Here is a 24,089-nt window from a genome sequence, read left to right on the forward strand (position 1 = left end):
TTTTGCAGGGTAGTGGTTGCTTTGCCTGTTGCACTGCCGGGCCTGCCACGTCCCGCTGCTGCGGGTTTGGCGGTGGTGGCTGTTTTGTTGCGGTTACTGGGGCGTGCCGGTGGGCCGGAACGCCCCGAGTCGCCGGTGCGGCCTGCGCTACTGTTGCGGCCTGCGGGTTTTTTCATGATTTCAGTGTGTCCTTGTGCATTGAGGCCGTATTGTAGGTGAAATCAATGGCTTAGGCTATGTTCTCTGCAAGTCGGGTGGCAACAGTTTGTACAGCACCGGAGTCACAAGGCGACCGATGAAAGTTGAAGAAATGAGGCCACCAATAATCACCCACGCCATTGGTGAATAAAGTCCGCCTCCCTGCAGCGCCAGTGGCAGCAGCCCGCCCACGGCAGTGGCACTGGTCAATAAAATTGGCAGGAAACGAATACGGCCCGCTTCTTCGATGGATTCATCCAGCCCCTTGCCTTCTTCGCGCAACTGGTTGGTAAAGTCCACCAGCAAAATCGAGTTTTTGATTTCAATGCCGATCAGCGCAATGAAGCCAATCATCGCGGTGAAGCTCAGTGAGTTCCCCGTGAGGAACAGCATGACCATGCCACCCGTTACACCCAGTGGGATCACGAACAGCACAATCAAGGTGCTTTTGAAACTGCCGAATTCCAGAACCAGAATCGCGAGAATCCCGAATACGGTGATCAGGATCGCAGTACCAAACCCGGCAAAGCTTTCTTGCCTGCTTTTTACTTCGCCGGCCATTTTGTAGCGGTAACCGGTGGGCAGGCCCATCTCGTCGATCTGCTTGGCAATTTCGTTGGCAACTTTCTCGGTGTTGTAACCAGTGCGTGTGTAAGCGGTCAGCAACACGGCGCGTTCGCGGTCGAAGCGGTAAATGCTGTTCAGGTTGTCATCCAGTTCAAGCGTGGTGAGTTGGGTCAGCGGTACAGCCTGACCAGTGCGTGAAATCACATGGAAGTCGTCTAACGCGCTCAGATTACTCCGCACACCCGCAGGGCCACGTACACTGATAGTGTAGGCGTCTCCATCGCTTTGGCGAATTTCACCAGCAAACGCGCCTGAAATGGCAAGCCGCACTGCCTGGTCCAGCTCCGCTGAATTCACGCCCAGCAAACCTGCTTTCTCGAAATTCACTCTCAGGCGCAAGTCGCTACGCCCGGTGCGCTGGGGGTTGTCCACGTTTTGCGTGCCGGGGTTGGCCAGCATGATGCGCTCCACCTGTGCAGATAATTCACGTAGTGTTTCGATCTCGGGGCCTACCAAACGGATACCAATGGGGGCATCGACAGGTGGACCGTTTTCAAATTCGCGCACAATCAGGTTGGCACCGGCAATCGTTTTTAGTTCATTGCGAATGTTATCCAGCAACTTGGGTGTGTCGTCGTTGTACTCCTTGAGCTGAACGAAAAGCTCACCTACATTCGATTGTTTGTCTTGCTGAAATACGTTGTAATAAATTTGTGGGTTGCCTTCGCCCACGGTGGCCATGACAGCGGTAATCTCGCTGAATTCACTCAGTTTGTTCTCCACCTGTTTCACCACAGTGTCGGTGGCCGTCAGGCTGGAGCCAGGGGGCAAACTTACCTCAATCACAAATTGCGGTGTATTGGCTTTGGGGAATAGCGACATGCCCATGAGTGGCGCCAAAGCCAGGCTGGCCACGAACAACACCAGCGATGCGGCCACCACGGTTTTTGGGGTTTGCAAAGCGCGGTGCAGCAGCGGGGTGTAAATTTTGTCGATTAGCCCCATGAGTTTTTGAAGCACAATATTGCCGTGTTCGTTTTCTTCTTTTTTCAGCACACGACTGGCCAAAAACGGAATGATGGTGAGCGCAACAAACAGCGATGCAATCACTGTAAACACCACGGCCACGGGGAGTGAACGAATGAATTTTCCTGCGTTGTCAGGCAGCATTAACAGGGGCAGGAAGGCAAACAACAGGGTGGCAGTACAGCCCAAAACAGCCAGCGAAATTTGCTTGGTGGCCAGGCGTGCTGCATCGATGCGGTTGTAGCCCATGCGCAGGTAACGTGAAATGTTTTCAATCACCACGATGGAGTCGTCGACCAACAAGCCCAATGCAACCACAAGGCCTGCAATGGAAAGCTGATTCAGTGAAAAGCCCGCATAGTACAAACAGGCCAAGCCTGTGAGCAGCGAAAGCGGCACGCTGACCATCACAATACCCGAGGCCCGCAAACCCAGCGGCAACAGGGTGATCAGCACCAGTGTTACAGCCAGGGCAAAATCGAAGGTCAAGCGATCAATCCGCTTTTCCACGTTTTTGTATTGTTCGAACCCGCGCTCCATTTTGATATTGGGGGGCAAGGTTTTCTCGAACTCGTCCGCGGTTTCCTGCAAGGCTTTTTGGGTTACAAAAATATTGCGTTCATCTTTCTGGTTGGCGGTAACAAACACCGCGCGCTGACCGTTGAAGCGGGCCATCACCTCCTGGTTTTCATAGTCCCATTGCACATCGGCGACATCGCCCACGCGAACAAGGCGACCACCCAAATCACCACCCGTACCCGTGCCTGCAATCACCGTGTTTCTGATTTCTTCAACGCTGCGGTACTGGCCCGACGTTTGTACATTTAAACGGCGTGCACCCTCTTCAACCGGGCCACCTGGAATGTTCAGCGACTCACCCTGAATAATGCGTGCCACATCGGCGGCTTGAATACCCAGCTCCGCCAGTTTTTTAAAGTTCAGGCTAACGCGCACCTGCTGTTCGGGGTAAGCCCAGCTTTCGCTTTCACGCACTGACGAAATACGCTCGAACGCCTCGGAGAGGTCTTCTGCGTAATTGGCCAGATCGGCATAGCTTGCTGTTTCAGACACCAGTGAATATTGAATGATGTTGGTAAACCCGGGGTTGATTCGTTCAATTTCCAGCTTTTGTATGCCTGCTGGTAGCTGGTCTCGAATGCTGTTGAGTTCACGGTTCACTTCGTCGAACTTTTTGTCAACGTCAACTTCCGCATGGAAGCGAACAAACACCACGCCACCGCTGTTGCGGGATGTTGAAAGCATTTCTTTCAAGTCATCCAGGCTGCGCAGGGCGTCTTCAATGGGCTTGGCCACCTGTTGTTCCATTTCGCGAGGGTCAGCACCTGGATAAATCACATTGATGCGAAACGCGCTGATGTCGAAATAAGGGTCTTCGGTTCTGGGTATGTTTTGATAGGCGCTGATGCCAATTGCTGTCAGCAGAAAGAATATCACCAGCGTGAACTGGTAATTCTTGATGGAAAAGTCCGAGAGTTTCATCTGGATCACTCCTGAACTTTCACGGTTTCACCATCTTGCAGGTAGGCTGCACCTGTGCTCACTACGCGAGTGCCTTCTGGCAGGGCGTCGATTAATGCGATCCGGTCTGCTTGAATAAAGGCCACCGCCACAGTTTGGCGTTTCACGGTGTTGTCGGCTTGTACGGTGTAAATCCAGGCGGCTTTGTTGTCGCCCTCGACCACGGCCTCTATGGGTACATAGCTTCGCATGCCATTGAAGTTGGCGGGTTCAATGCGGGTACGTCCTTGCATGCCCGATAAAAGGTTGATGTTTTCATGGGCACGCGTGTCTACCTCAACCAGCACGCCGTAGGTGCCTGTGGCGGGGTCTGCTGCCTGGCTTAGTTCAATCACTTTTCCGGGCCACTTCACGCCGGGCAGGGCATCGAATTGCACTTCAGCTTTGGCACCCAACCGTATGTGCACGGCTTGCCTGTCTGCAAGGCTTGCTTTCATGACAAAGCCGCTGCTTTTACTGCCGAGTAGTAATATCGGCTGGCCCGGCGATACCACTTCGCCTGTTTGCGCAAAGCGCTTCAACACCACGCCATTGGCTTGCGCCTGTATTTCAGCCGTTTGGCTTGCAAATTGGGCTTGGCTAAGTTGTGCACGTGCAGCTTGTGCGGCGGTTTCCAGGTTGTCGAGTTGCACTTTTGAAATCACTTCCTGTTCACGCAGCAATTTGCCGCGTTGCAAGTCGCGTTGGGCTTTTTCAAAGCCAGCGCTGGCTTGGCTCACAGCGGCATTCACGTCTTGCTTGTTCAGCGCAGCGAGGCGTTGGCCTTTCTCAACTGTTTCGCCTTCGCGCACATTGATTCGTTCAATCACGCCGCCCACTTTGAAACTCAATCGTGTTTCGTCGCGAAAGGCACCAATTCCAGCTACTTCGATCAAGCTGGCTGCAGGGCCGCTTTGTACCGTTTCGGTTTTCACCAACCGGTATTCCACTGCGGGTGCTTCCTCTGGGGTGGCTGGGCCACAGGCTGCCAGAACCAACAAGGAGAGGGTTGAAATTACGAGTGCGGGTTTCATGGTTGAGCTCCTTCCTGTGGGCTTGGCTCGGGAATGTTTCGGTTGTTGTACTGCCAAACAGCATGGTCAATTCGGGCCTGGTACACGGCAGTCACCAAGCCCAACCGTGCGCGTGTTGCACTTTGTTCGGCACTTAAAAATTCAACTTGAGTGGTCTCGCCAGCGTCGCGTTTGCGTTCATTGATTCGCAGGCTTTCCTCGGATGCAGCCTGTTGGGCCATGCGCGCCTGGATGCTGTCCAGCGACACCAGCAAATTTTCCCGGGCTTGCAATTTGGCCAGTTGAAGTTGCCGGTTGACTTGCCGTGCACGTGCTTCCAGTGCCTGTACCTGTGCTTGGTTGCGGGCCACTTCACTGCTGCGAATTCCGGCGTCTGCCAGGGTCCAGTTCAACACCACCGATGCGCTCGCAAATCCTGTGTTGGGGCCGGTGTTGTAGTCGCGTCCCTGATAGCCGCCTTCGATCGAGTAGCCCAGTGTGGGTTTGTAAGTTGCGCGGCTGGCATCCAGTTGGGCGCGTTGGGCTGCCAGGCTGCGTTCAAGCCGGGTGAGCGCCGGCGCTGGGGTGTTGCCCTGCGTTTTCGGGGTGAGCTCATCCAGCAGTGTTTGAATGGCACTGGGGTTCAGCTCCTCTTGCGGCAGTTCAACTGCGCTGTCGTTTGGGGCATAGCGCAGCAGGTTGAAATACTCTTTGGCCAGCAGGGCTTGCGTTTGGGCTTGGCGCAAGGCCACCTGAATTTCGAGTGTCTCTGCTTCGGCACGTTTCGGTGCATCCAGGGTGGTTTCCCCGGCCTTGTACAGCACTGTATTGATTCGTTCGTTTTCTTTCAGTGTTCGCAAGCTGGCCTCGAGAATAGTAATTCTGGCCTTGGCCTGCGCGTATTGCCAATAGGCGGTGTGCAGGTCGCGAATTAGCTCCTCTTTCACTTGCAGCTGTGCAGCCTCTTGGGCACCCACTGCCTGGGTTTGTGCTTGCAGTTGCTGGTCCAGAACAGGTTCGTAAATCGGGCCGCGTATTACCAGCCGGGTGTCTTGCTCGGTCGGGCGTAGCAGTGGAATAGACTGGTTTTCCACTGTGGGAAAACGGGGCGGTTGACCTGGGACTGCGGTGAGCGAATTTAATGTTGCATACACGGGGTTGAGTAAATCGCCCGCCGGGAAATCGATGGTGCGACCACCTTCGGCCACACTTGCGCGCGCCTGCAATGCAAGGCTGGGATAAAAGCGTGCACGCAAATTTTCAAGTCGCTGACGTTCAGCCTCCACTTCAAAGCTGGCCTGCGCCAAGGCGGGGTTATTGGCCATGGCTTGGCTCAAGTAGTCGTCAAGCGGCGTGCTGGCTTGACTGGGTTGCTGAAATTGAATCGTCATCAACAGCAGTGCAGCCATTAGACGCTTGTCAAGTAGGGCGTAAAAAAAAGCGCCCCTTTCTCGGGCGCCTGCGTGTTTGTGCGAGATCATTTTTTGCCTCCGCCATTGCGGTTGATCAGGGATTGCATGACCAGCTCCACAGCCTGGTTCATGAAAGATTCTTTGCTGATGCCCATGGTGGCCATGAAGTTGGCCTTGGTTTGCGCTAGCTGAATGGTGCCATGCGTGAAACCCCACAAGGTGATGGAAATTTGCATCAGATTGTCCAGGTCGTCCCGCAATGTTTTATCTGCCATGCCTTTGGCGAGTGCCAGCACTGTTTGTTCATGAACCTGTTGCCCAGCCTGAATCATTTCCAGTGTTGCCGAGCAGGGATCGTCCAGTGCAATTTCATGGTGAGAGGCTTCAAACCTGGACATGGCGGCGAAATGCGTTGGGTACTCTTCTGAAAACTGCATATAAGCCTGACCAATTGCCCGAATTTGGTGATCACCAGTGGCATGCTGGTTTCGTGCGGATTCGAACATTTCACGCAGTATTCGCAAACCCCGCAGGCAAATTGCCAAATGCAAGGCTGCCTTGTCTTTGAAATACACATACACCAGTGCGCGCGAAACCCTCGCTTTTCGTGCAACTTGATCCATGGTGGCTGCGTCAAAACCCTTTTCAGAAAAAACAAGTTCAGCTGCGTCGAGAATTTCTTCCCGACGGCGTTCCTTTTCTTCTTCGCGACGTTCGATTACATAGTTCATAAAATGGATCTTAGTTGAGCCATTGACACAATGTCAATGGTTTTTTCCTTCCGCAGTTTGAAACACTGATTTGAGTCGATTTACCGAGTTTATTTCCGGCACGGATGGGTGGCTTCGTCAATTAAAGTTAAATCATGGTGAATTGTTTCTGTGAGAAGCGCGGTGGTTAAAAAACTGGAAGGCCTGGAAAGGCAAGTGGTGTTTGTAATTGATGATCATCCAATCGTCAGTTTCGGCTTGGTCGAAATGGTGAAGGATGTGGCACCCCATGCCCGCATTCGCCAGTTTTCTACCTTGAAGGAAGCCGCACGGCATGCCGTGGAAGAGTTTCCCGCATTGATCATCACAGACTTTCATTTGCGCGATGTCCAAGCCGAGACTTTTATTGGCCTGTTTGAAACGCTGTTCCCTGAGATTCCGGTACTGATTACTGCAAACGACGAGAAAGTGATGGGGCAGTTAAAGCGTCATCAGCTTGAACGGTTTATTGCATTTTCAAAATTCACACCCTTTGCAAAAATGATCGACCTGATTCGTGTCGGTTTGAGCCACGCCAATATTGAATTGTTGCAAATGCCGATTTTGTCAAAGGCGCTCACCCACAAACAGGTTGAGGTGCTTGAATTGATTGGGGCCGGGCATAGCAACAAGGAAATTGCCGTGCTGCTGAAGATCAGTGTGGAAACTGTGAAGGGGCATGTGAAAGACATTCTGGAACGCTTGAAAGCCAAGAACCGGATGGAGGCTTCGATCATTTACCGACACACCCAGATCCAAAAACACAGCATGCCAGAACCGAGCTTGCACAATAATTAGTCAGTCCATCTAATTCCTTATGTAATGAATAGCTTGGACTACTTGTCCACATGCTATCCCCTAGGTTGTGCCCACTTTTTGGGGATATCCACAGAAATCCAGAGTGCTCTATCTCAGGCGATTCGGTAAACTGCTTACACGCAGTCCAACGTCGTCCTTCCATAGGAGAATAAGAGATGAGCAGCTCGCCAGAATTAGAAGAGTTCATGAATGGACTGATTCGCAGAAATCCCGGCGAACCAGAGTTTCACCAGGCAGTGCATGAAGTTGCACAACACATCATTCCATTTGTTGCAAAAAATCCGAAATACGAGGCTGCTCAAATTCTGCAGCGACTGACCGAGCCCGATCGAATCGTCAGTTTCCGGGTGTGTTGGGAAGACGATCAAGGCAATGTGCGCACTCAACGTGGTTACCGGGTACAGCACAGCAATGCGATTGGCCCTTACAAAGGGGGTATTCGGTTTCACGACAACGTGACCCAAAGCATTTTGAAATTCCTCGCTTTTGAGCAAACTTTCAAGAACAGCCTGACAGGCTTGCCCATGGGTGGCGGCAAGGGTGGCTCAGACTTCAATCCCAAAGGCAAAAGCGATCGCGAGATCATGCGTTTTTGCCAGGCCTTCATGACCGAACTTTCCCGCCACATTGGTCCCTTCACCGATGTTCCAGCCGGCGACATCGGCGTTGGGGGGCGCGAGATTTCTTACATGTTTGGCCAATACAAAAGAATCCGTAATGAATTCACTGGTGTGCTCACTGGCAAGGGCTTGGCCTTTGGGGGCAGTGAAATCCGAGTAGAGGCAACTGGCTACGGTGTGGTCTATTTCATGGAAGACATGTTGAGCCACAAGGGTTTGAAGTTTGAGGGCAAGGTGTGTTCAGTTAGTGGCTCGGGTAATGTGGCGCAATATGCAGTCGAGAAAATTCTGGCGCTGGGCGGCAAAGTGATCACCATGTCCGATTCATCGGGAACGCTCCATGACAAAGACGGCATTACGATGGAGAAGCTGGCGCACATCAAAGAGCTGAAAGAAGTAAAACGGGCCCGCATCAGCGAGTACTTGAACCAATATCCGAATGCAGAGTTTGTTGCTGACAAACGTCCGTGGCACATACCCTGCGATCTTGCTTTTCCATGTGCGACCCAAAATGAAATCAATGCCGAAGAAGCTGCCATGTTGATCAAGAATGGTTGTATGGGGGTATCTGAAGGTGCGAATATGCCTTCTGAAAAAGGTGCAATTGATGTGTTCCAGAAGGCGCGTATTTTGTTTGCGCCATCCAAGGCCGCCAATGCCGGGGGTGTTGCAGTATCAGGTTTGGAAATGACCCAGAACAGCATGCGCTTGTCTTGGTCACGCGATGAGTTGAATCAGCGCTTGCGAACCATCATGAGCGACATCCACAAGCGATGCGTGAAGTATGGCGCGGAAGAAGACGGCCACATTGATTACCTCAAGGGTGCCAATGTGGGTGGCTTTGTGAAGGTGGCTGATGCGATGTTGGCTTACGGCGTCATTTAAAAGCCAGGTGGGTTGCGCTGAAAAGGGGTTGCCAATTGACTGGCGGCCCCTTTTCTTTTGGTAGCATGGCTAATTATTTTCTCGAAAGAATCCGACACCATGAACGTTCTGATTGTGCATGCACACCCCGAACCCCAATCTTTCTGCACCGCAATGATGAAGCGCATGCAAAACCGTTTTGAGGAGCAGGGCCACACGGTGACCGTGTCAGATTTATACGCCAAGCAATTCAACCCGGTGGCCAGTGCTGCCGACTTTGCTGAACGCAGTAATCCGGATTACCTGGTGTATGCGCTGGAGCAGCGGCATGCACAGAAAACCAATTCATTGCCCGCAGACATTGCCTCCGAACTAGAGTTGCTCAAGCAGTGCGACTTGCTGGTGCTGAATTTTCCGCTGTACTGGTTTTCTTTGCCTGCAATTTTGAAAGGCTGGATCGACCGTGTCTTTTTGTCGGGCGCTGTCTATGGTGGTCGAAATTTCTACGACCGTGGTTTGATGAAGGGCAAACAGGCCTGGCTTACTTTTACACTGGGTGGCCGTGAACACATGTTTGGCGATGACGCCATTCACGGTGATTTGAATACCATGTTGCGCCCTGTGTTGCGCGGCAGTTTGGGCTATGCCGGATTTGATGTGCTGGAACCTTTTGCTGCTTACCATGTGCCTTACATTACACAAGAAGCCCGTGTTGAAATGCTTGAGCAGCTCGATGTTGCCGTGAACACACTGGCTTCGCGCCCGAAGGTGTCATATCCCAGTCTGGACAATTTCGATGCGCAAATGAATCCACTCGGTAAATAAAAAACCCGCAGTGCTCTCGCACAACGGGTTTCAATCAAATCTACAGAAGACCTTTCGTGCGAAAGGTCGTGTAGTGGTCTTATTGTTTTTGCTATTTCTGGATTACTTCATGCCCAGTTGCTTTTTGATCTTGGCGATCACGTCAGTTTGAACTGACTTGACCATGCCCTTGACTTGTTTCTCAAGGTCCTTGATCTGCTTCTGAACATCGCTCAACAATTTCTTGCGATCAGTTGCGCTGAACACTGACTTGGCTGCGGCGGCCTTGGCCTTGGCGGCTGGCTTTGCTTTGGCCACAGTTTTCTTCGCTTTGGCTGCAGCATTCGCTACGCTGGCAGTGGCTGCCTTGGCGCGTGATGTTGCTGGCTTTTTCGCTGCAGGTTTTGCTGCTGCTTTTTTGGCGGCAGGTTTTTTGGCGGCAGCTGGTTTGGAAGCGGCTGGCTTTTTGGCAGCAGCTGGTTTGGCGGCGGGTTTCTTCGCAGCGGCTGGTTTAGCAGCAGCTGGTTTTTTCGCGGCAGCGGGTTTTGCTGCTGCTGGTTTTTTCGCTGCTGCGGGTTTTGCAGCGGCTGGTTTTTTAGCAGCAGGTTTTTTTGCTGCTGGTTTTTTTGGAGCTGGGGTTGCTTTGCTTGCCTCGGCTTCGACTGGCTTTTGATCTGTTGTAACCATGTTTTGTAACCTTCCTTAAACGGTGTGGTGAGTTATGTGTACATCAAATTTTATTAACTGAAAAGCTTTTTTCATCAATACATGATCAACAACCCGTTTGTGTGTAAATTTCAATAAATTTTGTCGTTTTTTTTTTCGCACCACTCCCGTGCAAATTTTCAAAAACTTTTTGAATTTTATTGGCATTGCTCTTGCTAGTTTGATGTTGATTCAACTTCAGGTGCACTGCCGTGTTCAAGCATCTTTCCAAACTTTCTCATCACGCTGCCTGGCGAAGGCAACTCGAATTGTTGCTCGACTCCACAGGCGAAGGCATCTATGGAATCGACCTCAAAGGGCGTTGCGTTTTCATCAACAAGGCAGGCGCGGAAATGTTGGGTTACTCGGCCGATGAAGTACTCGGAAGGAACATGCATTACCTGATGCATCACTCCTATGCCAACAACGATTTGATGCCAGTTTGTGAATGTCATATTTTCCGTGCTTTTCAGGAAAACAAAGGTTGCCGTGTGGACAATGAAGTGCTGTGGCGCAGGGACGGAACCTGCTTTCATGCCGAGTACGCTTCCTACCCAATTTTCGAAGAGCAAGCAGTGGTGGGCGCTGTGGTCACTTTCACAGACATCACCGAACGGGTTGAAGCGCAAAATATTCGTGCTGCTGCGCAGGTTGAACTGGAGCGTAGGGTAGCTGAGCGTACTGCACAATTGCAAAAAGCGCACGACCGAATGCGCAGACTTTCTGCATACCTGACCACCGTTCGAGAAGAAGAGCGCACCCGAATAGCGCGTGAGATGCACGACGACCTGGGTGCAAAGTTGACGGCGTTCGATCTGGAATTGAAAGCGCTTTCCTACCGCTGTGCAAACGATGAAAAATTGACCCTGAGGATTGAGAGCATGCTGGACCTGGCCCAGGGTGCCATGGAAAGTTTGCGGCGAATACTTTCTGATCTTCGTCCGGGTGTGCTGGATCATCTTGGGCTTTGGGCGGCAGTGGAACATTTGCTGGGTGAGTTTTCCCAACGCACCAATGTGGTGAGTTCACTCGATATTGCCCCGGCGCTGGAACATGTTCGTCTGAGTAAAGCCACCGAGACTGCCTTGTACCGAATTTTGCAAGAAGCGCTGAATAATGTCAGCAAGCACTCGGGCGCCAATAAGGTAGAGGTGCGCGTGCACACTGAAGGGCGGGCGGTGGTATTTGAGGTCAAAGACAACGGCCGTGGCATGGCAGTGCGCACTTTCAATGCCGGGTTCGGGTTAATGGGTATCGAAGAACGGGCTTGGGACATTGGCGCGCGTTGCTCGATTGATTCAATTTTGGGGCAGGGCGTGTGCATCAAGCTGCGCCTGCCCGAGGTACTCGCCTTATGAAGATTTTGATTGTGGACGACCACATGATTATTCGGCGTGGCCTTGTTCAAATTCTGGATGAGTTTGATGGGCAGTACCAAAGCGAGCAGGCGGCTGACGGCGTAGAGGCTATCCAGAAACTTCGCAAGGGCAGCTTTGATGCCGTGTTGCTCGACGTTGCACTGGGCGAACGCGATGGTTTCGATGTACTGAAAAGCGTGCGCAGTGAATTTCCGAAACTGGGCTTGGTGATGTTGTCGGTGTACCCCGAAGCGCAGTTTGCTTTGCGTGCCATTCGCAGTGGTGCCAATGCGTACCTGAACAAAGGTTGCTCGCCCCAGGAGTTGACACAGGCCCTTCAAATGGCCTGCGCCGGGCAAGTGTACCTAACCCCTGCTACAGCCAACTTGATGGCCAACGATTTGCGCAAGCCAGCTGACAGGCCGCCCCACGAGCGACTGTCCAATCGTGAAATGCAGGTGCTGCGTTTGATGGCGCAGGGCGAAACAGTTCAACACATTGCACAGGCCTTGTGCTTGTCGGGCAATACGGTTTCAACTTACCGCGCCCGTGTGTTTGAAAAACTGGAACTGAAAAACCTGGTGGACCTGGTGAACTACACCAAGCTGCATGGCTTGTAATTTTCTTGTAGGGCCAGCACTACAACACAATCACAAATGGCGTGATACCCAGCCTTCAGCCCCCGCGGCACACTGAAAGCCTGTTAATGCAGTGTTGCCGGAGAAGCGCCAATGGCCAGAATGCAAGGGTTCAGACTGGGTGTGTATGTGTTCAAGGAAGCCGAGGTAGTGGACTACGCAGCGCCCTATGGCGTGTTCTCGGTGGCCAAACGTTTCGACCCAGAGTTGGAAGTGTTCCTGATTGCCGAGAGCATGCGGCCAGTACAAACTCAGGCTGGTTTCACTGTGTTGCCCAACTATTCGTTTTCTGACACACCTGCAATGGATGCATTTCTGATTCCGGGTGGTTTTGGTACCCGGCAGGAAATGAACAATGGCAACTTGCACCGCTACATTCGGACGCTGCCCAACACTTGTTTGCTAACCAGCGTGTGCACGGGCTCTTGGATTTACGCTCGCATGGGTTTGCTCGATGGCCTGGCTGCCACCAACCGCAAAGAACCCGATCGCCTGGAAGCTTCGCACCTTGGAAAAACCCCAATCGACCGCCTGGCGGAAATAGCGCCCGCCTGCCAAGTAAGCCATGCAAGGGTGGTGGATGCCGGCCGGATCGTAACAGGTGGCGGCATCGCAAGCGGCATGGAAGTGGGTTTTCACCTGCTGCGCCGCGCCGGTTACGACGAAGAATTTATTGCCGAGGTGGCCCGTGTGATGGAGTACACCAAGGCCTACCAGCAATACCAACACGACATTGATTATTTTCGCCCCGCATTGAACCGCGCCTCAGCCTGATTGTTGCAACACTGCATAGGAGTTCACCATGTCTTTTTTCAAGAACCCGTTCGATCCCAATACCCGCCTAGGCATGCGCTGCGCCTGTGGCCAACACAATAGTCAGGCTGAACATGATCGGCAACTGGCTGTGCAGCAAATGGAAGAGCGTGCCGTTGAAAACGCGGTCATGCATGCCTTGTTTCCGAATGATCAGTTGCGCCGAAACTTCCTGCGCGCTGTGGGCAGTGGTACCGCCATGGCAGCCATCGGCAGCCTGTTCCCTTTGGCGGCAGCCAAGGAGGCGTTTGCCCAAAGTAACGGCCCTTTGGAAAAACAAAAGCTGAAAGTGGGCTTTATTCCAATCACCTGTGCAACACCCGTCATCATGGCGCAGCCTTTGGGTTTCTATGCCAAGCAAGGTTTGGATGTTGAAGTGGTGAAAACAGCTGGTTGGGCTGTGGTGCGCGACAAAGCGCTGGCCAAGGAATACGACGCTGCGCACATGTTGTCGCCCATGCCTTTGGCCATCTCCATGGGTGTAGGCTCGAACGCCATTCCATGGACCATGCCCGCCGTTGAAAACATCAACGGTCAGGCGATCACGCTCGCCATGAAGCACAAAGACAAACGCAATCCAAAAGACTGGAAGGGTTTCAAGTTCGCGGTGCCGTTTGACTATTCCATGCACAACTACCTGTTGCGTTACTACCTGGCCGAGGCTGGCCTTGATCCCGATCGAGATGTACAAATTCGTTCTGTACCACCTCCCGAAATGGTGGCCAATATGCGCGCAGACAACATTGATGGTTTCTTGGCACCCGACCCTGTGAACCAACGCGCAGTGTATGACGGCGTGGGCTTCATTCACATTTTGTCGAAAGAAATTTGGTCGGGCCACCCGTGCTGCGCATTTGCAGCCAGCAAAGAATTCGTAACGCAGAACCCCAACAGCTACAAAGCCCTGTTGAAGGCGGTGTTGGATGCTACGGCCTACGCACGCAAAGCAGAGAACCGCAAGGAAATTGCAGCAGCCATTGCCCCCACCAACTATTTGAACCAGCCGGTGACCGTGGTGGAGCAGGTGCTGACCGGCACCTACGCCGATGGTTTGGGCGGTATTCAGAAAGATCCGCAGCGTATCGACTTTGATCCATTCCCGTACCAGAGTTTTGCGATCTGGATTTTGACCCAGATGAAACGCTGGGGACAGATCAAGGGCGATGTGGACTACAACAAAATTGCCAAAGATGTATTTTTGGCCACCGATGCAACCCGCTTGATGAGAGAAGTGGGCATGCAGCCACCGTCATCGCTCGACAAAAAATTCAGTGTGATGGGCAAGCCCTTCGATCCCAAGAAGCCAGAGGAATACCTCAACAGCTTCGCGATTTCAAGAACCAAGGGCTAAGCAGCATGAAAGATTTCAGGAAGCAAAAGTGGGCGCCATGGGCTTTGTCGGGCTTGATTCTGGTGGTGTTGATTGCCATTTGGACCATTGCCACCTTGCCCGAGCAAGCCGAGGTGAATGTAGATCCTGAATATGCAGCACTGGTGGGTCAGGCTGCATCCACAGGCAGTAAAACCCCATTGCCCACCCCGGGCGATGTGGGTGAGAAGTTGTGGGGGCACATCAGTGATCCGTTTTACGACCGTGGCACCAATGACAAAGGCATCGGCATTCAATTGGGCTATTCCATTTTCCGCGTGCTGGTGGGTTTTGGTTTGGCCGCTTTGGTGGCGATCCCATTGGGCTTTGTTATTGGCATGTCGCCTTTGCTATACAAGGCGCTTGACCCCTTCATCCAAATTTTGAAGCCGGTATCGCCTTTGGCGTGGATGCCGCTGGCCTTGTACACGATCAAAGACAGCGACACCTCGGCCATTTTTGTGATTTTCATTTGCTCCATCTGGCCGATGTTGGTCAACACGGCGTTTGGTGTGGCGGGGGTTCGGCGCGACTGGTTGAACGTGGCCAAAACTTTGGAAGTCAGTTCACTGCGCACAGCATTTCAGGTGATTTTGCCGGCAGCGGCGCCCACCATCATGACAGGCATGCGTATTTCCGTGGGTATTGCCTGGCTGGTGATTGTGGCGGCTGAAATGCTGGTCGGCGGCACGGGCATCGGTTACTTCGTGTGGAACGAATGGAACAACCTGTCGATTGCCAACATCATCAGCGCAATTTTGTTCATCGGTTTGATCGGCATGTTGCTCGATACGCTGCTGGCCCGCATGGCCAAGCTGGTCAGCTACAAGGAGTAAACAACAATGACGACTGAACACAAGATATTCAGCAAAGACCTGATACCCAATGAAAAAGCTGCCGCCTTCCTGCAAGTGGAAGGTTTGGTAAAAAGCTATGCGCCCGCCGATACCTCGGTTCCACCTGTGTTCGAGGCCGTGAACTTCGACATTCAGAAAGGCGAGTTTGTTTGCATCATTGGCCATTCGGGTTGCGGCAAAAGCACCATTCTGAACATTCTGGCGGGGCTGGATGAAGCCACGCAAGGCTATGTGATCATGAATGGCAAAGAAGTTGTAGGCCCATCGCTTGACCGTGGTGTGGTGTTTCAAAGCCATGCACTCATGCCCTGGATGACCGCGCTGAAGAACGTGGAGTTTGGTGTGCGTTCACGTTGGCCTGAAAAGTCGCCTGAGGAAATCAGTGAACACGCCATGAAGTATCTGGACATGGTGGGTTTGGGTAAAGCCGCAAACAAAAAGCCGCACGAACTTTCTGGCGGCATGAAACAGCGTGTGGGCATTGCCCGTGCGTTTGCCATTCAACCGCAAATGCTGTTGCTGGACGAACCCTTCGGCGCACTCGATGCACTGACCCGCGGCACGATTCAAGACGAGCTGCTGCAAATTGTGAAGGCCACAGGGCAAACCGTGTTCATGATTACGCACGATGTGGATGAGGCCATTTTGCTGGCCGACAAAGTGATGCTGATGAGCCACGGCCCGCGCGCGCGCATTGCAGAAATTGTTGAAAACACCATGCCGCGCGAACGCACCCGAAGTACCGTGCATCACGATCCGCAGTACTACGCCATTCGCAACCACCTGGTTGATTTTCTGGTGAACCGTGCAGCACCTGCACCCAGTACAGAGCCCGACAGCAACAAGCTGAATGCTGAACTACACAAACAACCCACGGTGGTTCGCCCAGGCTTGAAAGCCCTGAGCAACACGAAAGTTAGCACCGAGACAACACCCCCACTAAATTTGATTCAAAGGAGTGCACCATGAAACGAACCGACGTAACCGAGATGATTGTATTGGCCAAGCGCAAGAAAAAATGCACTTGGGACGACTGCGCCAAAGTACTGGGCCAGTCCAAGGAATGGAGCACAGCAGCTTTGCTGGGCCAGATGACCTTGACCGAAGAACAGGCCAAGAAAATTGGCGAGTATTTGGCCTTGCCACCCGAGGCAGTGGATTGCCTGCAAGTTGTGCCTTACAAGGGGTCGCTGCCCACCGCCGTGCCGACTGACCCTCTGATTTATCGCTTTTATGAATTGATCAGTGTGTACGGCACTACCTTCAAGGAACTGATTCATGAAGAGTTTGGTGACGGCATCATGAGTGCGATCGACTTCAAAATGGATTTGCAGCGTGAGCCCAATCCCATGGGCGATCGCGTCAGCATCAATATGAGCGGCAAATTTTTGCCCTACAAAACCTATTGATTTCAATGCCGAATTTCAGGCTGACTGAACACCCCGGGTTAGAATAAGCGCTTGTCTTAATTCTTACCTGGGGTAATGCCGTGACTGATTCAACCAACAACGCCGCTGCTGGCGACGAACTCGTACTGCCATCTGGCGTGAAGCTGACTTTCAAAAAGCGCGGCACCGGCACGCAAAAGCCAACACCGAATTCAATCGTGGAAGTGCACTATGAAGGCACCTTCCTCGACGGCCGCGTGTTCGATAGTTCGATCAAGCGCAACGAGAAAATCTCATTCCCACTGAACCGCGTGATTCCAGCCTGGACCCAGGCTTTGTGCGAAATGGTGGTGGGTGATCGTGCAATCGTGTTCTGCCCGTCTGACACTGCATATGGTGCGCGTGGTGCAGGTCCGATTCCGGGCAACACCGACTTGGTGTTTGATGTGGAGTTGTTTGACATCCGCTGAGGTTTTTTGCTCACTCGGCATGGGTTACTTGTGCTCCACAGGGCCGGTGAGTTGGGAGCCAAACTTGAAGGGTCACCGCTGCCCGAAAACTTGGCATTTCGGCTTGTCAGCTTGAGCCTGCAATAAGCCAAGCCCTCCAAAAGTAACGGTCGGGTCTTGGCTTTCGCGCCAGGGCGCGATCGTTAGCCTCGGCGCGCCAAGCCGGCAAGTTTTCTGACTGGTCATCGTGCGACCCATTGCAAGTTCAGCTCCGAGTCACCGCTGGCGCAACGCCCATTCGGCGGCGGTGTTTCGATCGCCTCGCCTTTAAGAAAACCTGCTTGCGTGCCGAGCAGGGCCGGTGTTGCCCAGCATGGGCGACAGAGAACGGACCCGACCCGCAGTTTAGGAGGGCCGTTCTCAGGCATCGCAAAGCTCAGCAAGGGATCAACAGGTTTTCTGGCGAGAGATCGGAGCCCAAGCCGAGTGGGCTAATCAAGATCGACGCGTTATCGGAACTCAAGCCAGTTGGGTTCAAGCCGCCTTGCGCAGCTGAAATTGCCGCGTTCCCCACTGAATGAGGAAAGGCACCAAAGCCAGTGCAGCCAGAGAAATGACCACTTCCAGTGAAATTAATTCTTCCAGCCTGTTCACCTTGGCCAGCTCATTGCCCGCATTCACATACAGCATGGTGCCGGGCAGCATGCCGATGAAGCTGGTCCACAGGAAGGTCCACGGCTTCACTCGGGTCAAGCCAGCCAACAAATTGAATGCAACAAAAGGAATGATGGGCGCCAAGCGAAGACTGAGCAGGTAGGCTATCTCGTTTTTTTCAATCCCTTTGTTGATCTCATTCAGCTTGTTGGAAAACCGGCTTTCAACTGATGATCGAAAGTAGTGCCGTGCAAACAGCATGGTCAGCAAGGCAGCCAGGGCAGATGCTGCGGTTGACACCACCATGCACAAACCAAAACCCATGCATCCGCCACCCACCAGCATCAACACACCTGCACCGGGCAGGCAAAGGGCTGTTAGCAGTACAAACACAGCGAAGTAAATCAAGGTGACCAGCGTTGGGTTGTCCACAAAGTGCATGGCCAATTCGCGTTGCGCAGCCAACATGTCTTGAAGCGATACATCGGCATTCCACCACACCAAAAGCAACACGGCTGCGACCAGCAGCAGTGTTGTTTTCTTCCAGTGTTGTTGAACAGCTTGTGGCATGCGCGTGCGTCCTTAGCCTTTCAATACAATCGGTTCAATTGCTTCACCTTGCGGCAATATGCGGCCAATAATGGCGGTGTGCTCGTATCCCAATTTTCTCAAAGCAGCCACACAGGCCTCGGCTTGGTCTCCGGGCACGGTGGCCAGCAAACCCCCCGCAGTTTGCGGATCAAATATCAGTGGGTAGCGCGGGTTGTTCACATACTCAGCCTGATTGCGAATGGCGCGGCGCAAGCGCACGTTCGCAGGTTGTAGCGAGCTCACAATGCCGGCGCTGACCATTTCAATTGCACCGTCCAGCAAGGGCAGGGCACTTAAGTCAAGCTCTGCGTCAACTTCGGAAGGGCGCGTCATTTCCACCAAATGGCCCAACAGTCCGAACCCAGTCAAATCTGTACAGGCTTTAGATCCGTACTCACGAAGACACTGTGCACCCAATCGATTGCTTTTCACCATCGATTCCAGCGCAGCATCAATCCAGCGGCCTTTGGTTTTCAGCTGGGGCAAGGCGGCGAACAGCGTGCCGGTGCCGATGGGTTTGGTCAGCAAAATCGCATCGCCTGGGCGCATGCCACCTTTGATCATCACGCCATCGAGGTTTTCATCGACCAATCCGTTGATGGCAAAACCCAGTGCCAACTCCCGGCCTTCGCCGGTGTGTCCACCCACCAATGCACAACCAGCGTCGTTCAATACTTCCACTGCACCGCACATCATTTGAAACAGCAACTCTTCAACTTTCGACTCCAGCCCCGGCGGTACCGTGACCACGGCCGTGGCCGATTGCGCCTCGCCGCCCATGGCAAACACATCGCCCAGTGCATGGTTGGCTGCAACCTTCCCGAATATATAGGGGTCGTCCACAAAAGCCCGGAAAAAGTCGACCGTGTGCACCATGGCTTTGCCGGGTGGCACTTTCACAATCGCCGCATCGTCAGGTGCATGCAGGCCGACCAATACATCGTCGCGATCCACGGGCTTTAGGTTACCGAGTGCGCGAGATAAAACCGTGGAGCCCACTTTGGCACCGCAGCCGCCGCAACGCATCGCAATGGCAGAAATGGCTTGCAGGCTTTCTTCCTGCGTCAATGCCAAATTCGGTGTGCTGTTGTCTGCAGCTGGCTTTGAGTTTGGATCCATGTCAGGAAACTCACTGAATTTCGCCATGAAGCGGCGATCAATCCAGTCTTTCCACTGCCACACCCATGCGCCTGCGAAGCCCAGTGAACCCTTGGATGCCACTGCATATTTGTCGCCAGTACTGATCAAGGCCAACCAGGTTTTCTGGGGGCGGTATTCCAGCAGGTCGGCGCCCTGAACAAACAAGTGCAGGTTTTTGGTCAGGGGTTTGCCCATGCGCACGGCAAACACGCCGGCCTTTTCAAGCGGTGTGCTGGTCAAATTCGCAATGTCGCCTGCTGCAAAAATTTTCGGATCTCGCGTGGTCTGCAAAGTAGGGCCCACATTGATGAAGCCACGGGAATCCAGTTCAAGGTCGGTGTTCGCAAGCCATGCGGCACCGCCTGCTTGCGTCACCCACATGATTTCGTCGGCATGCAAGCGCTCGCCCTGTTTGGTTTGCAGGGTGTGACCATCCAGTTGCACTACTTCGGCGTCACGGTGAAGCACTACACCACGTTCATTCAATACCTTCTCGAACCTCGCACGCACGCCGGGGTTGTGGGTGGGCAATACATCTGAATCTGCAGTGAAAAGGTGAAACTCCAGTTCATCCGGGTTGCGCCCCATCGCAGTCAATTCATTGCGCAAGCGAAATTGCATGGCCAAGGCCAGTTCAACACCGCCTGCACCACCACCCACCACAGCAATGGTGGTTTTGCCTGCATGGGTTTTTACCCGTTCAAGCAAGCTGATCCAACACTGGTTGAAACGTGCAATCGGCTTGACTGGTACTGCGTTTTCCAATGCACCTGGCACCAGCTGCACTTGGGGCGTGCTGCCAATGTTGATTGACAGCGCATCGTAAGCCACTGGCGGGCGATTCTTGCAAATCACTTTCTGGTTGGCGCGGTCAATGCCCACCACTTCGTCTTTGAACAATCGTGCGCCCGCAAAGGCGCACAGGCGACCAAGGTCAATGTGCACATCGTCATAGCTGTAGTGGCCCGCAATGTAGCCGGGCAGCATGCCGGAATAGGGGGTGTGAATATCGGTACAAATCAGGGTAAGGCGCACGCCGGGCCAAGGCTTCATGCCAAACATGCGCAGCACACCCACATGGCTGTGCCCGCCGCCTACCAGCACAATGTCACGAAGAATGGGTTGGTCAGATGTTTGCATGCTTTACTTCTTGTTGGTTGGCTTCTTTGTTGATTTGAATGGCTCGTTGTAAGAGTTGAATTAACTGGTTTTGTTCGTGGTTCGGAGCGAATAATTTCGCCCGCTCAGCGCACTGGTTCTTCAGCTTGGTGTACATACTGGATTTACCCGGGGGCAGTGGTTTCGGATTCACGATGTCCTCCTGCAACTGGGTCAGCAGATTGGCCAACGCATGAGAATTGCCCAAGGGGAAGTAACCGGGGTACGTTGCGCCCAGCATGCCGATGTTGCCATCAATGTAGCTGGCCACTACGGGCGTGCCACTGCAAACGGCTTCCATGATTACATGTGCTCCACCTTCCATTTTGCTGGCGTGCACCAGCACATGGGCGCGTTGAATGCGCGTACGGGTAGCACCGTGGGGCTGGTTGCCCAGCCAGCGGTAGTTGGGGCAGGCTTGCATGGTCTCTTCGGCGGCTTGTGCCAATTCAGGGTCCAATGGCCCGCCAATGTGGTCGATGAAAATATCCGGGTAACCACGCAGCAGCACCGCCGCTTCCATCAAGGTTTGCGGCATTTTTTCATCCCGCAGGTGCCCCACCATCACCACCTTCAAGCGGCGCTTTGCCTTGGGCAAGGTTTTGCGCGAGGTGGTCGATTGAAAAATCACCGATGTCTTCTTTTGTAAGTTTTCACCCAGCTTCTCGACACCCTTTTCCTGCAACACAATCAAATGTCGCGCCAATTCAAGTGATTTCTGTGCAGTCTCATCGGTTTCAATGTCGCGGTACAGGTCAGTGCCGGTCAGCGCCAGCAACAGCCCGGGGCTTCCCAGCCCATCAGTGCCGCGGCTTTGTGCCCATGCAGCAATCGAGTCGGCAGAACGTCGGGCATGCAAGGCGATCATGGCCACATCCTGCTCTGTGGTTGCCGAATGCTCCCAGTGCTTCACGATGCGAACGTTGAAGTGTTCGGACAAAAAAAGTTGCCAGCGGCGCGCTGTTTGCCAATTGCCGTTGTTGGCGTCGGCCAGGGCAGGGCTTACGATGACGATAGATGGTTTAATCAAGACAACAGCCACTCTATTTGGTATGGGATGGTTCGAAGTGTCAGCCACCCAAGGTGGTACACTGCGACCCAGATGAAGTTTACACGAACCAACACGCCAATCACCGCGAGAGCCCGCATGCATCCAGCCCATGAATACCCTGAAATCCTATGGACAAAAGGCGAGGAGACTTTCAGTGCGCGCTGGCAGTCGGAACGTAATCTGGCGGTGCCAGAGAAGGTAATGCTTGCCGACGACACTTTGACTGCCGACATGGCGTACCGCCTGGCTTGCGAAGGCAATGTGTTTTTGTGGCAAAGCGATTTCCAGAATGCCCGCCAGTTGATGCAGGCTTTGGTGCGCCGCGTGGACAAAAACGCAGAGCACAAGAAAAGCAAGGCCGCGAAAGCAGGCAAAGCCGATGTGGACTACCCCCAGAAGTTTCATTTGTACCGCCAGACACAGGCCCAGCGTGCCCGAATTCTGGGTTCCATCCTGATCCCTTTCAATGCGGACTACAGCATTCCCTTGCGCCGGGCCCCCGATGTATTGGCGGCATGCACAGAAGCGTGGGGTGAGCCACAAGTAGACGGCCCGATGATTGTGACTTCACTGCGCGAAATCATGGGTGTGGTGGGTGCACATGAATGGCGCAAAAAAGGTGTGGATGTCCCCGCCCTTGGCGACCCGCCCAACAATCGGATTCACCCGTATTACGGCGTATTTTCGCCAGTGCGTGGCGAGTATGTTGATTTGGTGTTGAAAGCACCTTTGCCAAAAGCCTGCGAAGTGAATGGCTCGGCAGTGGATGTGGGCACGGGCACAGGTGTGTTGGCCGCAGTGCTGGCCCAACGCTGGTTGAGTAATATTACTGCCACCGACAATGACCCACGTGCGCTGGAATGTGCGCAATTCAATATCCAGAATTTGGGCATGGGCAAGCAGGTCAAAGTGGTGCAGGCCGATTTGTTTCCCGACAGCAAAGCGGACCTGATTGTGTGCAATCCGCCTTGGTTGCCTGGCAAGCCTACTTCACCGATTGAACGCGCCATTTATGATGAAAGCAGTGGCATGTTGAAAGCTTATCTGGCGGGCCTGGCTGCGCATTTGAATGCGGGCGGAGAAGGCTGGTTGATCTTGTCGGATTTGGCGGAACATTTAAAGTTGCGCACACGGGAAGAGTTGCTAGGCTGGATTGAGCTGGCGGGCTTGAAAGTATTGGGCCGCACAGATGCAAAGCCCAAACATGGCAAGGCATTTGATGCCAGTGATGCGCTGTTTGATGCACGGTCAAAGGAAATGACTAGCTTGTGGCGACTTGCTGCTGCGTGAATTTGCAGTTAATTGGTTGAAGTTATCGCTTAATCCGCTTTCAAGCCTTTGCCCAAAACACCGCAAACTTCTGTTCGGGATCGGTGTAAGCCTTGCAAGCACCAAAACCAGCGCGTTTCAGTAGGTCTTCGAACCCGGTCAGCGTCCACTTGTAAGAATTTTCGGTGTGAATACGTTCGCCTTCCACAAACTGGCGTTCACCGCCTTCCCAGGTCACCACAACATCCCGCAGTGCTTCCAGGTGCATTTCAATGCGGTTCAATTCGGTGTTGTACAGGCCTATGTGTTTCCAGTCTTCCAGTTGGAAGTTGGTGCCAGCCAGCGTATTGAAGTGCAGCAACATGTTGCGGTTGAATGCAGCGGTTACGCCCAATGCGTCGTCATAGGCGGCCTCAAGAACCGCTTTGCTTTTCACCAGGTCGACTCCAATCAACAGGCCGCCACCAGGCGCTGTTGCACATACCGCATGCACCTGTTTTAAAAACAGCAGTGCTTCCTCAGGTGTGAAGTTGCCGATGCTGGAGCCTGGGTAAAACATGATTCGCGGTTGCGAGGGGTTCAAGGCCAGACCAGCGGGCAGGTTCAGTTCGCTGGAGAAATCGAGGCCCACACCCGCCATTTCCAGTTCAGGAAATTGCCGTTGCAGGCATTCCAGTGAGCCTTTTAAAAAGTCCACGGAAATGTCTACGGCCACATAACGTGCCGGGTGGAATACATGAAAAAGTCTGGCCGCTTTTTCGCAATTGCCTGCTCCCAGGTCGATGAACACCGAGCCCTTGGGCACCTGCCTGGCCATGTCGTGCCCGTGGCTGGCAAAAATCAGCGCTTCGGTGCGGGTGGGGTAGTACTCGGGTATGCAGGTAATTGCTTCGAACAGTTTCGAACCCAGTTCGTCGTACAGGTATTTGGGCGAGGTGTGTGCTTTGCTGGCACGCAAGCCACTGAGCAATTCTTCTCGAATGTGCTCGGCCTGGCCTTGATATATCTGTATGAAAAGAGGTGTCGATGTCATATTTAGTCAGTGTAATAATGAAATGG

General features: G+C 53.2%; 21 protein-coding genes. 12 read left to right on the top strand and 9 right to left on the bottom strand.

The annotated features are described in order from the left end of the window. Positions 1-234: 234 nt before the first annotated feature. From BSZ31_RS07665 to BSZ31_RS07680, 4 genes are read right to left on the bottom strand one after another with little or no spacing between them, the layout of a single operon-like run. A complete protein-coding gene (locus BSZ31_RS07665) occupies positions 235-3,291 on the bottom strand; it encodes an efflux RND transporter permease subunit (protein WP_105028250.1) in 3,057 nt (1,018 codons plus the stop codon). Positions 3,292-3,296: 5 nt separating this feature from the next. After that, entirely contained in the window at positions 3,297-4,343 is a 1,047-nt protein-coding gene (locus BSZ31_RS07670) for an efflux RND transporter periplasmic adaptor subunit (protein WP_105028251.1), read from the bottom strand. Then, the gene (locus tag BSZ31_RS07675; RefSeq protein ID WP_105028252.1) at positions 4,340-5,803 is read right to left on the bottom strand and encodes a TolC family protein; all 1,464 of its coding nucleotides are present in this window, start codon (positions 5,801-5,803) and stop codon (positions 4,340-4,342) included. Before BSZ31_RS07675 ends, BSZ31_RS07670 begins: the two co-directional genes overlap by 4 nt. After that, entirely contained in the window at positions 5,800-6,465 is a 666-nt protein-coding gene (locus BSZ31_RS07680) for a TetR/AcrR family transcriptional regulator (protein WP_105028253.1), read from the bottom strand. The genes BSZ31_RS07675 and BSZ31_RS07680 overlap by 4 nt, the downstream gene beginning before the upstream one ends. 150 nt (positions 6,466-6,615) lie before the next feature. Here BSZ31_RS07680 and BSZ31_RS07685 point away from each other — a divergent pair, with 150 nt between their 5' ends. From BSZ31_RS07685 to BSZ31_RS07695, 3 genes are all read left to right on the top strand, one after another. Beyond that, entirely contained in the window at positions 6,616-7,281 is a 666-nt protein-coding gene (locus tag BSZ31_RS07685) for a response regulator transcription factor (RefSeq protein ID WP_105028254.1), read from the top strand. A gap of 176 nt (positions 7,282-7,457) precedes the next feature. Further along, on the top strand, positions 7,458-8,807 hold the full coding sequence (gene gdhA / locus BSZ31_RS07690) for an NADP-specific glutamate dehydrogenase (RefSeq protein WP_105028255.1): 1,350 nt from the start codon (positions 7,458-7,460) through the stop codon (positions 8,805-8,807). Between the two features lie 99 nt (positions 8,808-8,906). After that, positions 8,907-9,611 carry an NAD(P)H-dependent oxidoreductase gene (locus BSZ31_RS07695; RefSeq protein WP_105028256.1) on the top strand — a complete coding sequence of 235 codons (705 nt, stop codon included), beginning with the start codon at positions 8,907-8,909 and terminating at the stop codon, positions 9,609-9,611. A 102-nt stretch (positions 9,612-9,713) separates the two neighbouring features. On the opposite strand, the gene BSZ31_RS07700 is transcribed toward BSZ31_RS07695, so the two are convergent. After that, the gene (locus BSZ31_RS07700; protein ID WP_206018564.1) at positions 9,714-10,277 is read right to left on the bottom strand and encodes a hypothetical protein; all 564 of its coding nucleotides are present in this window, start codon (positions 10,275-10,277) and stop codon (positions 9,714-9,716) included. 230 nt (positions 10,278-10,507) lie between these two features. Between BSZ31_RS07700 and BSZ31_RS07705 the strand changes: the two genes are divergently transcribed. From BSZ31_RS07705 to BSZ31_RS07740, 8 genes are all read left to right on the top strand, one after another. After that, positions 10,508-11,653 carry a PAS domain-containing sensor histidine kinase gene (locus BSZ31_RS07705; RefSeq protein ID WP_105028257.1) on the top strand — a complete coding sequence of 382 codons (1,146 nt, stop codon included), beginning with the start codon at positions 10,508-10,510 and terminating at the stop codon, positions 11,651-11,653. Next, positions 11,650-12,273 (top strand): response regulator transcription factor, encoded by a 624-nt coding sequence (locus tag BSZ31_RS07710; RefSeq protein WP_105028258.1) that lies wholly within the window; start codon positions 11,650-11,652, stop codon positions 12,271-12,273. The genes BSZ31_RS07705 and BSZ31_RS07710 overlap by 4 nt, the downstream gene beginning before the upstream one ends. Before the next feature lie 111 nt (positions 12,274-12,384). After that, positions 12,385-13,065, top strand: a complete 681-nt coding sequence (locus tag BSZ31_RS07715; RefSeq protein WP_105028259.1) for a DJ-1/PfpI family protein — start codon at positions 12,385-12,387, stop codon at positions 13,063-13,065. A 28-nt stretch (positions 13,066-13,093) separates the two neighbouring features. Further along, complete coding sequence (locus BSZ31_RS07720) at positions 13,094-14,455, top strand: CmpA/NrtA family ABC transporter substrate-binding protein (protein ID WP_105028260.1); 1,362 nt, start codon at positions 13,094-13,096, stop codon at positions 14,453-14,455. Between the two features lie 5 nt (positions 14,456-14,460). Next, positions 14,461-15,309 carry a nitrate ABC transporter permease gene (gene ntrB / locus BSZ31_RS07725; protein ID WP_206018565.1) on the top strand — a complete coding sequence of 283 codons (849 nt, stop codon included), beginning with the start codon at positions 14,461-14,463 and terminating at the stop codon, positions 15,307-15,309. 6 nt (positions 15,310-15,315) lie between these two features. Beyond that, the gene (locus BSZ31_RS07730) at positions 15,316-16,299 is read left to right on the top strand and encodes an ABC transporter ATP-binding protein (protein ID WP_105028261.1); all 984 of its coding nucleotides are present in this window, start codon (positions 15,316-15,318) and stop codon (positions 16,297-16,299) included. After that, positions 16,296-16,739 carry a cyanase gene (gene cynS, locus BSZ31_RS07735; protein WP_008250133.1) on the top strand — a complete coding sequence of 148 codons (444 nt, stop codon included), beginning with the start codon at positions 16,296-16,298 and terminating at the stop codon, positions 16,737-16,739. The genes BSZ31_RS07730 and cynS overlap by 4 nt, the downstream gene beginning before the upstream one ends. 80 nt (positions 16,740-16,819) lie before the next feature. Next, entirely contained in the window at positions 16,820-17,188 is a 369-nt protein-coding gene (locus BSZ31_RS07740) for an FKBP-type peptidyl-prolyl cis-trans isomerase (protein ID WP_008250135.1), read from the top strand. 513 nt (positions 17,189-17,701) lie between these two features. Here BSZ31_RS07740 and BSZ31_RS07745 read toward each other — a convergent pair. Genes BSZ31_RS07745 through senB form a run of 3 tightly spaced genes read right to left on the bottom strand, consistent with a single transcriptional unit; the run spans position 17,702 to position 21,740 of the window. Next, complete coding sequence (locus BSZ31_RS07745; protein ID WP_105028262.1) at positions 17,702-18,391, bottom strand: TVP38/TMEM64 family protein; 690 nt, start codon at positions 18,389-18,391, stop codon at positions 17,702-17,704. 12 nt (positions 18,392-18,403) lie between these two features. Beyond that, a complete protein-coding gene (gene selD / locus BSZ31_RS07750; protein WP_105028263.1) occupies positions 18,404-20,692 on the bottom strand; it encodes a selenide, water dikinase SelD in 2,289 nt (762 codons plus the stop codon). Next, a complete protein-coding gene (senB, locus tag BSZ31_RS07755; protein WP_240605669.1) occupies positions 20,679-21,740 on the bottom strand; it encodes a selenoneine biosynthesis selenosugar synthase SenB in 1,062 nt (353 codons plus the stop codon). Before senB ends, selD begins: the two co-directional genes overlap by 14 nt. 117 nt (positions 21,741-21,857) lie before the next feature. On the opposite strand from senB, the gene BSZ31_RS07760 reads away from it, so the two are divergent. Then, on the top strand, positions 21,858-23,051 hold the full coding sequence (locus BSZ31_RS07760; protein WP_105028264.1) for a class I SAM-dependent methyltransferase: 1,194 nt from the start codon (positions 21,858-21,860) through the stop codon (positions 23,049-23,051). 40 nt (positions 23,052-23,091) lie between these two features. Here the strand turns inward: BSZ31_RS07760 and egtD are convergent, their stop codons facing one another. Then, a complete protein-coding gene (gene egtD / locus BSZ31_RS07765; RefSeq protein WP_105028265.1) occupies positions 23,092-24,063 on the bottom strand; it encodes an L-histidine N(alpha)-methyltransferase in 972 nt (323 codons plus the stop codon). Positions 24,064-24,089: the final 26 nt, after the last annotated feature.

Origin of the sequence: Limnobacter sp. SAORIC-690, from assembly GCF_002954425.1 — a bacterium.
Classification (GTDB): domain Bacteria; phylum Pseudomonadota; class Gammaproteobacteria; order Burkholderiales; family Burkholderiaceae_B; genus Limnobacter; species Limnobacter profundi.